Annotated in this window: 12 protein-coding genes, 1 tRNA gene and 1 pseudogene; 8 read left to right on the top strand and 6 right to left on the bottom strand. The window is 66.2% G+C overall.

The genetic code is table 11. From position 1 onward, the window contains the following. Window positions 1–992, bottom strand: a pseudogene (locus tag OO014_RS17180) (IS256 family transposase); the annotation flags it as partial. Window positions 993–1,716: 724 nt separating this feature from the next. Here OO014_RS17180 and OO014_RS17175 point away from each other — a divergent pair. Next, window positions 1,717–2,556, top strand: a complete 840-nt coding sequence (locus OO014_RS17175; protein WP_272463545.1) for a DUF3883 domain-containing protein — start codon at window positions 1,717–1,719, stop codon at window positions 2,554–2,556. 130 nt (window positions 2,557–2,686) lie between these two features. On the opposite strand, the gene OO014_RS17170 is transcribed toward OO014_RS17175, so the two are convergent. Beyond that, a complete protein-coding gene (locus tag OO014_RS17170) occupies window positions 2,687–2,890 on the bottom strand; it encodes a hypothetical protein (protein ID WP_272463544.1) in 204 nt (67 codons plus the stop codon). 191 nt (window positions 2,891–3,081) lie between these two features. Here OO014_RS17170 and OO014_RS17165 point away from each other — a divergent pair, with 191 nt between their 5' ends. From OO014_RS17165 to OO014_RS17155, 3 genes are all read left to right on the top strand, one after another. Next, window positions 3,082–4,065: a 5'-nucleotidase gene (locus tag OO014_RS17165; protein WP_272463543.1), complete on the top strand. Its 984-nt coding sequence runs from the start codon at window positions 3,082–3,084 to the stop codon at window positions 4,063–4,065. Between the two features lie 201 nt (window positions 4,066–4,266). Continuing rightward, window positions 4,267–5,595 carry a hypothetical protein gene (locus tag OO014_RS17160; RefSeq protein ID WP_272463542.1) on the top strand — a complete coding sequence of 443 codons (1,329 nt, stop codon included), beginning with the start codon at window positions 4,267–4,269 and terminating at the stop codon, window positions 5,593–5,595. A 538-nt stretch (window positions 5,596–6,133) separates the two neighbouring features. Then, window positions 6,134–6,670 (top strand): GNAT family N-acetyltransferase, encoded by a 537-nt coding sequence (locus OO014_RS17155; protein ID WP_272463541.1) that lies wholly within the window; start codon window positions 6,134–6,136, stop codon window positions 6,668–6,670. 67 nt (window positions 6,671–6,737) lie between these two features. Here OO014_RS17155 and OO014_RS17150 read toward each other — a convergent pair whose 3' ends face one another. Next, the gene (locus OO014_RS17150) at window positions 6,738–7,151 is read right to left on the bottom strand and encodes an NUDIX domain-containing protein (RefSeq protein WP_272463540.1); all 414 of its coding nucleotides are present in this window, start codon (window positions 7,149–7,151) and stop codon (window positions 6,738–6,740) included. 254 nt (window positions 7,152–7,405) lie between these two features. On the opposite strand from OO014_RS17150, the gene OO014_RS17145 reads away from it, so the two are divergent. Continuing rightward, complete coding sequence (locus OO014_RS17145) at window positions 7,406–7,603, top strand: helix-turn-helix transcriptional regulator (RefSeq protein ID WP_272463539.1); 198 nt, start codon at window positions 7,406–7,408, stop codon at window positions 7,601–7,603. 2 nt (window positions 7,604–7,605) lie between these two features. Beyond that, the gene (locus tag OO014_RS17140) at window positions 7,606–9,024 is read left to right on the top strand and encodes a tyrosine-type recombinase/integrase (RefSeq protein WP_272463538.1); all 1,419 of its coding nucleotides are present in this window, start codon (window positions 7,606–7,608) and stop codon (window positions 9,022–9,024) included. Between the two features lie 155 nt (window positions 9,025–9,179). Here the strand turns inward: OO014_RS17140 and OO014_RS17135 are convergent. After that, window positions 9,180–9,263: transfer RNA gene (locus OO014_RS17135), tRNA-Tyr, on the bottom strand. 122 nt (window positions 9,264–9,385) lie between these two features. Between OO014_RS17135 and OO014_RS17130 the strand changes: the two genes are divergently transcribed. Next, window positions 9,386–9,880, top strand: a complete 495-nt coding sequence (locus tag OO014_RS17130) for a YajQ family cyclic di-GMP-binding protein (RefSeq protein ID WP_272463537.1) — start codon at window positions 9,386–9,388, stop codon at window positions 9,878–9,880. 88 nt (window positions 9,881–9,968) lie between these two features. Here the strand turns inward: OO014_RS17130 and OO014_RS17125 are convergent, their stop codons facing one another. Together OO014_RS17125 and OO014_RS17120 are read right to left on the bottom strand one after the other, a co-directional pair. Then, window positions 9,969–11,396, bottom strand: a complete 1,428-nt coding sequence (locus tag OO014_RS17125; protein ID WP_272463536.1) for an NAD-dependent malic enzyme — start codon at window positions 11,394–11,396, stop codon at window positions 9,969–9,971. Window positions 11,397–11,428: 32 nt separating this feature from the next. Continuing rightward, window positions 11,429–12,223 (bottom strand): DUF4031 domain-containing protein, encoded by a 795-nt coding sequence (locus tag OO014_RS17120; RefSeq protein ID WP_272463535.1) that lies wholly within the window; start codon window positions 12,221–12,223, stop codon window positions 11,429–11,431. Between the two features lie 130 nt (window positions 12,224–12,353). Here OO014_RS17120 and OO014_RS17115 point away from each other — a divergent pair, with 130 nt between their 5' ends. Then, window positions 12,354–12,641 carry a WXG100 family type VII secretion target gene (locus OO014_RS17115; RefSeq protein WP_272463534.1) on the top strand — a complete coding sequence of 96 codons (288 nt, stop codon included), beginning with the start codon at window positions 12,354–12,356 and terminating at the stop codon, window positions 12,639–12,641. Window positions 12,642–12,855 lie beyond the last annotated feature (214 nt).

Raw genomic sequence — 12,855 nt, 5'->3', positions numbered from 1 at the left:
GACGACCCGGGCTCGCCGTTTGATCTCCCGGTTGAGGCGTTCGATGGGGTTGTTGGACCAGATCTTGGTCCAGTGCGCCCGCGGGAACGCGGTGAACGCGAGGACCTCGGTCTTCGCGTCGTCCATCAACGGCCCGATCCTGGGGAACCGGACCGTGAGCTCGTCACGCACGTGGTCCCAGCCGGTCGCGACGGCGTCGGCGTCGGGCTGGGCGAAGATGGTGCGGAACACCGCGGCGACCATGTCCTTGTGGGACTTGGGCACCAGCGCGAGCAGGTTGCGGGCGAAGTGCACCCGGCAGCGCTGATGGGAGGCGCCGGCGAAGCAGCGGGTGATGGCCTTGACCAGGCCGGCGTGCTGGTCGGAGATCACCAGCTGCACCCCGGACAGTCCCCGGTCGCGCAGCGAGGTGAGGAACGCGCGCCAGAACGTCTCGTCCTCGCTGTCGCCGACGTCCAGCCCGAGGATCTCCCGGCCGCCGTCCTCGGTGACGCCGGTGGCGACCACGACCGCCTGGGAGACGACCTGCCCGCGGGAGGCCTCCCGCACGTGCAGGTAGGTCGCGTCGAGGAACACGTACGGGAACCGGGTGTGCCCCAGGGTGCGGGTCCGGAACGCGGTGACGGCCTCGTCCAACCCGGCGCAGATCCTCGATACCTCGCTCTTGGAGATCCCGACATCCGAGCCCATCGCCGCGACGAGCTCGTCGACCGCGCGGGTGGACACGCCGTGCACGTACGCCTCCATCACGACCGCGTACAGGGCCTGGTCGATCCGCCGGCGCGGGTTCAGGATGCTCGGGAAGAGCTGCCCTTGCGCAGCTTCGGGATCCGCAGGCTCACGTCCCCAGCCGTCGTGGTCAACACCCGCGGCCGGCTGCCATTCCGCTCGGTCTTGCGCTCCTCGGACCTCTCGTACCGGCCCGCGCCGATCACGCTGGCCGCCTCGAGCTCGATCAGCTCCTGCAGCGCCAGCTTGACCGCGTCCTGGATCAGGTTCACCCCCTCCCCGGTGCGGAACGCCTCGAGCAGCTCGGACAGGGCAGACTGGGACAAGGCCATCGGTGTGGACCCTCTCTGGTGAGTACTTGGCGGTACACACCGAAGATCCCGCCGATGGCCCCTCACGTCCTCACGACATGCCGGGCCTCAAACCCCACCACTCCACCGGACTCACACGCGACCACCCCCTGACCCGCGCGGCAGGCTGGTTCGATGGGCCTGGGCTCGCTGCGTAGCCTCACCCTCGATAGCAAACGTTAGACGGCCCACCATCAAGTCGCGGACGTTCTGAGCACGCACGTCAAGCGCGCGGGCAGACCTTGCCGAGCCCTCCCGATGCCAGCGCATGTCGCTCATGAACTGGCGAGAACGCGCCGATGTCACGATGCGTCTATCCGCCGCATGAGGGCGCAAGTGGGAAGCAACCAAGTCCGATCGCGTCCTCACAGAGCCACAGCGAGCCAGGATCCCCTACGTCCTCGGCGAGGCGATCGATCTCCGCGGTGTCTCACGACTAGATAGACCCATAACCACGTGATCATCGCGTGACGCAGCAGCGGCCCTTGCCCTCGGCAGCCCGGCTGGGCGCCAAGCGAAGAGGCAGGGCCCACTGCGATGCTCGGGAGCTCTCCCGCTGCCCCGGATGCAGATTACCTCTCCGCCACCGCGTGCCTTCTGACGACAAGCCACCGGGAAGAGGTAGATCATTTGAAGCATGCGATATGTGCTGTTGACTTGGAACCCCGGTCCGGATAACGACGATCAGTACACGCCCGAGGAGTGGCTCGAAGACATGGTGCTCCCACTCCAGGCCGGGGAGCCGCCAGAGGGCGATCGCTGGAGTATCGGGACGAACTGGAAGAAGATCCAGGAAGGCGACCCAGTTTGCATGCTGCGCCAAGGCATCTATGGTCGGGGCATAGTCGCAACAGGAGTGATCACAAGCGCGCCCTTTACAGCGCCTCATTGGAATGAGACGAAGTCCGGGGACGCGCACTATGTCAACGTCTCCTGGGGCCGCGCGATGGACCTCAACCACATGATCACACTCAAGGAGTTAGAACGGCAGGTTCCGAGGTTCCCTTGGAATCAGGTCTACAGCTCTGGGCGGATCATCGAAGGTGAACCCGCGGAGGAACTGGCTGTCCTGTTGGGACAACGGCCACCCAAGGCCAAGGGAAAGGCGAAGGGACAGCAGCACGGCAACGCTGAACACAACCGTCTCGTTGAACTCGAGGCCATGGCGCTTGTCAGGACGGGCTACGAAGATGAAGACTGGGTCGTCACCGACGTCTCCACGGACAACTTGGGTTGGGACTTGGAAGCCCGCCGCGGCAAGTTGGTCAGATACATCGAAGTGAAAGGTGCGACGGGCGCAAGCCCCGAATTCTTTCTCACTCCGAACGAATACCGGGCTGCTGAGGACGAGGAAAGCTGGGTCGCAGTCGTCATTACGGACATCTTTGGTGACGAGCCCTCATGGTTCGAGTTGGAGCGTGGAGACGTGGTGGCGGCAGCCGTGCCGACTCAGTACCGGGTCATGTGGGATGCATGAGCGTGGTTCCGCGTCGGTCAACCGACCTTCACCTTTCTACTCCGGCTGCTGCTGCGACGTGTGACCTACCGGTGGGCCCAACGTACCTGTGGCCCGAAGTGCGCGTCTTAACGCCGCAAGTCGGCCGCCCTCAGGGCACGCGTGAGGGCTGCTGCAGGAGCGGCATCAGAACATCAACGAGGTCTTGCGTCTTCTCTCGGACGTACCAGCCCATGAGGTCTCGCGCGGCGTTCGGGAACAGCAGGAAGCCAAATATGAGCGCCCAACCCAGCGCTCTCTTCCAGTGGCGCGAAAGCAGTTCCGGCGCCCCTTCAACAATGTCGATCCACCCCATGTCAAGAACATGCCACGGACCGGTGACAACGGTTCTTTGCTTCTCAGTTGCCTCGACGTGGCGATCCTGTACGCGCTACCCGCCGCCACGTCACGCCGCGGGCTGACCGCACCCCAGCGCGCCCGCATGCCCGACCGCCGATATAGGCGGTCCGCGGCGCCAACCGCAGACGGTCGGTCTATGGTGGCGTCGTGGCTGGCCCTGGATCCGACACCTTAGTCATCGGCGTTGCCTCGAGCGCCCTGTTCGACCTTGCGGAGTCGCACGCGGTTTTCGAGGAGCGCGGCGAGGACGCGTATCGCGAGTTTCAGGAGGAGAACTATGAGGTCCAACTCCAGCCCGGGATCGCGTTCCCCTTCATCAAGAGGCTTCTGAGCCTCAACGATCTCCGGCCCGAGCTGGCCCTCGTCGAGGTGGTCGTGTTGTCGCGCAACGACCCCGAGACCGGTGCGCGAGTGATGAGGTCCATCGAGACGCACGGACTCCCCATGACTCGCGCTGTGTTCATGCAGGGCAGATCCCCTTTCAAGTTCATGCCGGCGTTCGGAATGAAGTTGTTCCTGTCGGGGAACCCTCAGGACGTCGCGGAGGCGACCAGCCGAGGGTATCCAGCTGGTCAGGTGGTCGGAGTGCCTGCCGAATTGGCCGCGGATACCTCTGACGACGTCGATCTCAGAATCGCCTTCGACTTTGATGCGGTCCTGGCAGACGACTCCGCAGAGCAGGTATTTGATGCCGCGGGGTTAGAGGGGTTCCGCAGTCATGAGGTTGAGAACGCGGCTATCCCGCTGCCACCAGGTCCGATGAAGGACCTCTTGGGCGCCGTAAACAAGATCCAAGACCTCGAGGACGCGAAGTCGGCCGAGGATGGAGGCTACAAGCGCCGATTGTTTGTCTCCATCGTGACCGCTCGGAACGCCCCTGCTCACACTCGAGCAATCAGGACCCTCAAGTCGTGGGGGCTCCGCGTCAACGACGCCTTCTTCCTCGGGGGTTGGGAGAAGGCAGCGGTGTTGCGGATCCTCAAACCTCATATCTTCTTCGACGACCAAATGGCTCATCTGGCGGGAACGCAGACCCTCGTCCCCAGCGTTCACGTGCCCTTCGGTGTAAAGAACAGACCGAGCGCAGCGCGCGAGGCCTCTGACCGTCGGGACCTCGATAGCGGTCCTTGATGCCGTTACGCGTTCCTCGTCAGCACCACAGCCCGCGTCGGAAGCATGCAATGGCTGCGTCACATCGCCGCGAGTCGCGTCACAAAGGTGCCGATCCGAGCCGTGGCTCGTCGGGTCTATGTCCGCCTGTCCGAGCCCGTCGAGCGTTCGACATGCACTTAGCTCGCTCGTCGGAGATGATGGAACGAACTGAACGTCCTGTTGAACTACGACGCGACGCTCATTGTGCACGGTGTTGCGGTCTTGTGCTCCGAGAACGCGCTCATGGTGCTCACCTCTGGCGTCGCGCCGCCTGGGCATCAAAGGCGCATGGAAGAGTCTCCGAACGATAGGTGGAGATTCATGAACCGGAAAGTCGTGTGGGTCGTCCTGGCGTCACTCGGGTGGCTCGGCCTTGTTCTCGTCGGGGTGTGGATGAAGGCACAGCCAGCCTCGCTTTGGCGTGTGCTCGAAGCACCCGTAACGGTGGTTGCCGGGGGGTTCGCCGCCGTCGTGGTGGCAGCGTTGTTGTTTGACCCGATCAAGCTGTGGGTCGCAAGAGCGGCCGCCGACGAAGTGGAACGTCGCGAGGATCAGCGGTGGCTGCGAGACAAGTATCCGCATGCCCGAGCCACTCAGGACGCCCTGCGCCACGAGGCTGCTATCGGAGCGGCTCTGCTCTACGAGGCCGTGGCGTCCACCGGGGCCCTAACTGCCGTGATCCCCTCTGAGACGCTGCGCTGGGACGTACGACGTCTGCCACCCACCCACCCTGCCCTTGGCGCCGACAGTGGCCCCGAGGAGCTGGCTGCAATGTTCCAAGCGCTGGCGCAGTCGCTGAAGGACGATGAGCGAAGCCGGTGGACTGGCCCGATGGCCTTGGCCAACATCCAACTCGAGATGGTCTTGACCGTGCTACGGGTGCATCAGGAAGAGGAGCAGATCGCGCATGTAGTTCGGATCATGGGGGCGGATTACTCGAGGAACGCAGATGATCGTGTGTGGCTTGTGCCGGAGCGCCATGAATCGGTACCGGACGAGGTGCGGGAGCGCCTCACCGACACCGCGGTCGAGGCATTGGCCTCATTCCCCGACGCTTCGGTGGCGGACCGGCTTGCCATAGTTGCCAGCCGTCTACTGAATATGGGCAATGCGGTAGCCGGCGCCCGGGACTTCGATCCCGCCTCTCTCACGAGGGCGCTGCTAGTGCTCACGGTTCAATCTGAGCGACTGCGATACGTGGTGTCGTCCCCGACTGCGCATTCGGTCGTCATGGGAGATGGAACTGTGCGGGAGGCGACCACCGGCGATCCGTGGCCCAACGCGTTGGATCGAATGCGCACCGTGGTCCGTCTGTGGCGGGCCATGATGGATGTCCGGAGCCAACTGCTTCAAGCCACAGCGCAGACCCTAGAGGCGGCCAGCAGACTCGGTGCCGACACGCGCAACGCCTGGCTTGACGACCCGACGCAAAGGGACGACATCCTCGGCAGCGACGGCTCCTGGGATTTGTGGCGCCTCCGCAACCACATGAAGTTCGAGTCCGACTGAGGGCCGTACTTTCCGGCGCATCGCCCGTTGGTCACTACCCAATGCAACCAAAACGGACGGCCAGTCACGGGGGCCCTCCCAGGTGCCGTCAGTAGGCATGGTCAATTCCGGGCATACCCGATGAGCGCAGCCGCGTCTCTTCGCCGCGACAGGTTCAAGTCAGGTGCACGGTTGCGCGACATCCATCCCTCGGACAAACGCAAACGTAAGAGGTCTCCACATCTCCGGCTCGTGATACCCAGCCGGCGTCCTGTCTACGCCGCCTGGCTGCAGCTCGCCGTCGACGTTGGGGCGACTGCTCTTGCTGTCCGCCCATGGAGGCCCCGCTGTGTCCCTTGTGCACGAGATGAGGCTGGGCCCGACGCCGTACAGAGTCAAGCAACGCACGCGCGCGGCGTGTCCATCAACACTTCATGTGTGTCATTCCGCCGCCTGCTGGGCGCCCTCCCTTTATCGGATCTGCCGACGGGCGCGCGGTGTCTGACACCGAGCGTCGATGCCTGTTGATCGTCGTAGGTCCGACGCCTAGGTTCAGGGCGTGGAGATCAGGATTCGTCCGGCGCGGCTGGATGAGCTCGAAGAGCTGGCACGGGTCGAGCATGAGGCAGACCGCCGGTTCGGCGTGGTCGGTATCGACGTTATTGTCGATGCGCCCCATCCGACCGCTACCGACTATATGCAGGCTCAGAAGGGTGGCCGCGTCCTGGTCGCGGAGCTTCCTTCGGGAGCGCTGGCAGGGTTCGTCAGGATCGAGATCGTCGACGAGACGGCTCACCTGGAGCAGGTCAGTGTCCTGCCCGACCATGCCGGACATGGAGTTGGACGAGCCCTCGTGGCCGCCGCCGAGGACTTGGCCTTTCGACACGGGCACGCCCGCATGACGTTAACGACCTTCAGCGACGTTCCTTGGAACGGCCCGTACTACCAGCGTCTGGGTTGGGAAGTTCTCGCTGAGGACGATCTTGGGCCACAACTGCGAGTCATCCGCGACCACGAGCGGGCCAGCGTGCTCGAAGTGCAGCCTCGCCAGGCCATGACCAAAGTGTTGAGTCCCAGCGGCGCCTTAACCCTCTGAGGCGGGGCGTCAACGCACTGTCACAAGCGTGGGGCGAACCCCTCTGAGTGGCGCCGTGGATCCGGTCCTACCCGTCCAAGCTCCTGAGAGCGTTCAGCAGCGCAGCGCGCATGAACGGATGCGCAGGCAAGGGCATCCGGACCAGACCAAACCAGCCAATGTCTACATGCTCGTCGGGAGCATGATTCGCGGGAACGCCGTCCCACTCGCGAACCATCCAGGCGCTCAAGGCCGCGGGCTCCTCGGTCGAGCCCGCAGTCAGCCGGTACAGGTGGGACACCGAGTCCGCCGCGATCTGCACGCCGAGCTCCTCCCGAAGCTCCCGCTCGAGGGCGCCGAGTTCCGACTCGCCCGGCTCAACGTACCCACCGGGCAAGTCCCAAACATTCGGATGCGCCCGCTTGCTCGGACTGCGATGCACGAGCAGCACCTGACGATCGCGCACCAGCGCACCGAGCACTACCTCGACGATCTCACCCACAGCGACATTGCAGCACCAGCCGCCGACAGTCGACGCCCTGTTCTGCGGCGAGTCGCGCACCTCGGACCTACGTCACTTCGCCACCTGCAGGGCGCCGTGACTGGGACTCCACCGGGGAGTGGGCCAAACGGCGTCGCGGAGCAGCTCACCGGCGTGAGGGCAGCCGATGCGACGAGGCCCTGAGGACGTGAACGTCGACCTGATGGTGACCCGTGCCGGCCATATCCGGAGTGACCCGGACCGAGGAGGAGATCATGGCCGACAAGAAGGCAACGTCGAGGCATCTCAGCGTCAAGGACGTCTGCGAGGAGCTCGGCGTGGCTCGCTCGACGTTCTACGACTGGCGTGCTGCGCGCAAGGCGCCGCCCTGCATCAAGTTGCCCAATGGCGACCTGCGGATCCGGCGCGCCGATTTCGAGACCTGGCTGCAGTCTCTCGAGCAGCGAGTCTGACGATGCCCCCGCGGACCACTCGCGACGTGCAGGTCTGGGGTGTCCGTCGCTACAAGGGCAAGCGGAAGACGACGTACACCGTCAGATGGAGGGTCGAAGGTCGCATCCTTCAGAAGACCTTCGACACCATCAAGTTGGCCGAGTCCTTCCGCGCGCGCCTCTTGGTGGGCCTACGCCAGGCCGAGCCCTTCGACGCGCAGACGGGCCAACCCATGAGCGTCCTCGAGAAGCTGCCGGAGCTCTCGTGGGTGGATCACGCGATGGCCTTCGTCGACGTGAAATGGCCGCATGCATCACCGCGCCACCGCAAGGGCATCGCAGAGGGCCTGACCACGGCCACCGTTGCCGCGTTGCCCGCCGCGGACCGTGACCCAACAGCCATCCGCCGCGCTCTGGAGAACTGGGTCTTCAACTCCGCCGCTCGTTCCGGGTCCAAGGAAACTGAGCCGCCAGAGGAGCACGCAGCCGTGATTCGGTGGGTTCGACGGCACTCGCCGTCCCTCGTCGAGATGGCAGAACCTGCCCGGCTGAGGCGGGTACTCGACGCTTTGGCACTCAAGCTGGACGGTAAGCCAGCCTCCTCCAGCACCGTCGCCCGAAAGCGATCCGCCCTGTACAGCGCCTTCCAGTACGCCGTGGAGGTCGATGCACTGCCGACGAACCCCATGGACCGGATTGCTTGGAAGCCTCCAAAGCACACAGACGAGGTCGACCGACGTGTCGTCGTTAATCCGCACCAGGCCAAGAAGCTGCTGGACGAGGTCGCGGCCATCTACCCCTCCTTGGAGGCCTTCTTCGCCTGCATCTATTACGCAGGGCTGCGGCCCTCCGAGGTCCGTCACCTCAAGGTCGGGGACCTCGACCTCCCGACGAGCCCCGACGCCTGGGGCACACTCCACCTGATCGGCTCGACGCAGACCGCAGGAGCCGCGTGGACCGACACCGGGCGGGCGACCGAGGACCGGAGCCTCAAGCACCGGGCCAACAGAGCGACCCGACAAGTCCCTGCACCACCAGCGCTCGTGGCGGTGCTGCATCGACACATCGAAAGGTTCCCCCCGGGTCTTGAGGGTCGCCTCTTCGTCACTCGAGCCGGCCGAGCGGGTATCCCCGTCGCGCCGGCCTTCGCCAGCCCACAGGCGATGGGCATCGTCTACCGGATCTGGGACAAGGCCCGCCAGCGGGCGCTCACCGACGCCGAGTACCGCTCGCCGCTGGCGAAGCGGCCCTACGACCTGCGCCACGCTGCCGTCTCGCTGTGGCTCAACGCCGGCGTTCCCGCGACCCAGGTCGCCGAGTGGGCGGGCCACAGCGTCAACGTGCTACTGCGCGTCTACGCCTCCTGCATCGTCGGCCAGGACGAGGCATCTCGTCGCCGGGTCGAGCTCGCCCTCTCCGCAGCCGAAGGGATCCAAGCATGACCGAGGCCGGACAGGGAGACCGCAAACTTCCCCACCAGTTCCCCACTGACACCCGCAAATGGCCGTCTGGAGCCGATTCCAGCCGGACAGCGCCAGACAACGGCAGAAGGGCCCCGGAGCCGCGTTTCCGCAGGTCAGGGGCCCTTCTGAGCACGTGGTGGCAGGTGAAGGATTCGAACCTTCGTAGCTTTCGCGACGGATTTACAGTCCGCTTCCATTGGCCGCTCGGACAACCTGCCGTGGTGCGTCTGGAAGGATAGCAAGAGATCGGGCGGGCCTCGAAATCGGGCCCATCCGCCGGGCGGACCCCGCCAGAAACCCACCGTGCCAAGCATGTGGCACCACCACGAAAGGAGCCAGGATGGCCGACTCCTCGTTCGACATCGTCAGCAAGTTCGACAAGCAGGAGATCGCGAACGCCGTCAACAGCGCGTCGAAGGAGCTCGCGACACGCTACGACTTCAAGAACGTCGGGGCCTCGGTCGAGCTGGCCGGCGAGGTCATCAAGATGAAGGCCAACACCGAGGACCGTTGCAAGGCGGTGCTCGACGTCGTCCAGACGCACCTCGTCAAGCGCAAGGTGAGCCTCAAGCACCTCGACGTGCCGGAGGCCGGCCCCCGCCTGTCGGGCAAGGAGTACCACCTCGACTGCCCGCTCAAGGAGGGCATCTCGCAGGAGAACGCCAAGAAGATCAACAAGCTGATCCGCGACGAGGGCCCCAAGGGTGTCAAGAGCCAGATCCAGGGCGACGAGCTGCGCGTGACGAGCAAGTCCCGCGACGACCTCCAGGCCGTCCAGCGGATGCTCCAGGCGGCTGACCTCGATGTCGCGCTGACCTTCACCAACTACCGCTGACCCGACCCCAACGAGACCGTATGCCGCTGGGCTCGCTCAGCCCAGCGGCATACGGCCTGCTGTGGTTGGGTCGTCAGACCCGCGTGGCTCAGAGCACCTTCCCCACCGGGGTCACCTGCGCCTCGTGTGGGGCGAGGGGTTCGATGGCCGCGCGGACGGCGTGCGCGACTGCCGGTGCGACGACCGGGTCGAAGACCGACGGCACGATGTAGCTGGCGTTGAGCTCCTCGCCCGTCACGGAGTTCGCGATGGCGGTGGCGGCGGCGACCATGACCTCCTGCGTGATGTCCTTGGCGCCCGCGTCGAGCATGCCGCGGAAGAACCCGGGGAAGCACAGGACGTTGTTGATCTGGTTCGGGTAGTCCGAGCGCCCCGTGGCCACGACCGCTGCGTGCTCGCCCGCGGCGAGCGGGTCGACCTCGGGATCGGGGTTGGCCAGGGCGAAGACGATCGCGTCGTCGGCCATCGTCGCGATGTCGTCGCCCGTGAGCAGGTTGGGGGCGGACACGCCGATGAAGACGTCCGACCCCTTGAGGACGTCGCGGAGCGAACCCTCCTCGTGGCTGCGGTTGGTGTGCTGGGCGATCCACTGGCGGTCCGGGTCGTCGTAGGACTGGCCCGCGTGGATCGCGCCCGCGCGACCGCAGGCGACGATGTCGGTGGCGCCCTGCGCCAGCAGCAGCTCGATGATGGCGTGGCCCGCGGCGCCCACCCCGCTGACCGCGATGCGGATCCGGGAGATGTCCTTGCCGACCACACGCAGCGCGTTGGTCAGCGCCGCGAGCACGACGATGGCGGTGCCGTGCTGGTCGTCGTGGAAGACGGGGATGTCGAGCTCGTCCCGAAGGCGCCGCTCGATCTCGAAGCACCTCGGCGCCGCGATGTCCTCCAGGTTGATGCCGCCGTAGACCGGCGCGATCGCCTTGACGATGGCGATGATCTCCTCGGTGTCCTGCGTGTCGAGGCAGACCGGCCAGGCATCGACCCCGGCGAACTGCTTGAAGAGCGCCGCCTTGCCCTCCATGACGGGGAGCGCCGCAGCCGGACCGATGTTGCCGAGGCCGAGGACGGCCGAGCCGTCCGTCACGACGGCGACGGTGTTGCGCTTGATGGTCAGGCGGCGCGCGTCAGCCGGGTTTGCGGCGATGGCCAGGCAGATCCGGGCGACACCGGGGGTGTAGGCGCGCGAGAGGTCGTCGCGGTGCTTGAGCGGCACCTTCGGGTTGACCTCGAGCTTGCCGCCGAGGTGCATGAGGAAGGTGCGGTCGCTGACCTTGCGCACGGAGACGTTGGGGACCTGAGCGAGCGCCTCGGCGATGTCCTCGGCATGGTCAGCGTCGGATGCGTCGTAGGTGACGTCCACGACGAGCCGGTCGTGGGTCGACTCCGCGATGTCCAGCGCCGTGAGCGACCCGCCGGCGTGCTGGACGGCGGCGACCAGCCCTCCCGTTGCGCCCGCGGACGCGGGGGCCTCGACTCGAACGGTGATGGCGTATCCAGGGCTGGGGTTGCGCATGCGGGCCTTCTTCTACGAAGCGCGGGTTGGGGTCATGACAGGTTTAGCACTCGCGGCTCGGGCAGGTCGGGGAAGGCCACCATCGCGAGCGGCCACCAGAAGAAATGGGAGCACAGCTCGGCGTACTCGGCCGTGGTGACCCAGCGCGTCTCGTGGATCCCGTCGTCGCCATCGGTGATCGGGGGCCGACGGGTGTCGAGCTCGGTCCGGTAGACCTGCAGGTAGGGCCGCGCGGGGTCGATCGGGTTGTCGTCGGTGCGCGGGGTGAAGCGCTCGTAGCCGACGACCTCGACCTTCGCGGGACTGATGATCAGCCCCGTCTCCTCCTGCGTCTCACGCAGGGCGTTCTCCAAGGGCGTCTCGCCGGGCTCGCGCCACCCGCCGGGCGAGCCCCACTGGTCGCGGCGGATGCTGTGCACGACGGCGAAGTCACCACCCGCGTCCCGGACGAAGAGCATCGCGGCGGTGACCTGCTCCTCGGGGACCGGGCGGCTCGAGGCGACGAGGTCGACGTCGCTCGACCCGTTGGGGAAGGGCAGGTCGAGATAGCGGACCAGGCCACGGTCGCCCCGCCGCTTGCGGAGCCGGAGGCCGGACTCGTTGAGGCGACGCGCGAGGTCGACGCCCGTGGTCAGGGCGGCACCCGCCTCGACGACCTCGGCCCAGCGCGCATCCGGGACGTCGTAGTGGTCCCCATCGAAGGCCCGCGGGTGCAGGCCGACAGATCGGGCGAAGTCGTGCAGCTCGGCGTAGGAGGTGTCGCTGACGAGGTGGGCGAAGTGGCGCCCGTGCGCCGGCCAGATCGGCTCGTCGATCCACAACGTCATGGGGGCGAGCCTAACCAGCCGCGCCGACGGGGGCCTGTGGACAACGCGGAGGACGCCGTCGCGGATCCGCCTAGCGTTCAGGTGTCAGGTCAACCAACCGGCTCCAGGAGCCGATCGAAGGAGAACCACCATGGCCAGGTCCGTCGTCGACACCGAGGCGATCCGTGTCGCAGCCGTTGACATCCAGCGTCTCTCGGACGACATCCAGTCAGCCACGACCGCCCTGCGCGGACGGCTCGGCTCCCTCAGCGGGGCATGGGAAGGCCCGGCCCGCAAGCAGTTCGACGATGTCATGGAGCGCTACAACCAGATGCAGCAGAAGATCAACTCGACGCTCGGCGAGATCAGCACGCTGACGGCCAAGGCCTCCAACGCCTACGAACAGCACGAGACGGCCACGCGGGCGATGTTCTCCTGACCCCCCTGATCGCTCGACCCGGCCGTCCTGTCCACTGCCCCTGGGCCGGGTCGAGCCCCCTCCGGGTTCGAGGTGATGCTCGACGACTGGGCGTCGGTCGTCACCTCGAGCCCGGCCCCTTGGGGAGCCGCAGCACGAATGAGGTCGTGGCCAGCGACTCCAGGTCCAGACGGCCTCCCTCGCCCGCCGCGAGCTGCCGGGCCAGGGACAGGCC

It is taken from the genome of Intrasporangium calvum (genome assembly GCF_028446585.1).
GTDB classification, from domain to species: domain Bacteria; phylum Actinomycetota; class Actinomycetes; order Actinomycetales; family Dermatophilaceae; genus Intrasporangium; species Intrasporangium calvum_A.
This window is presented reverse-complemented; position numbering and strand designations above follow the sequence as displayed.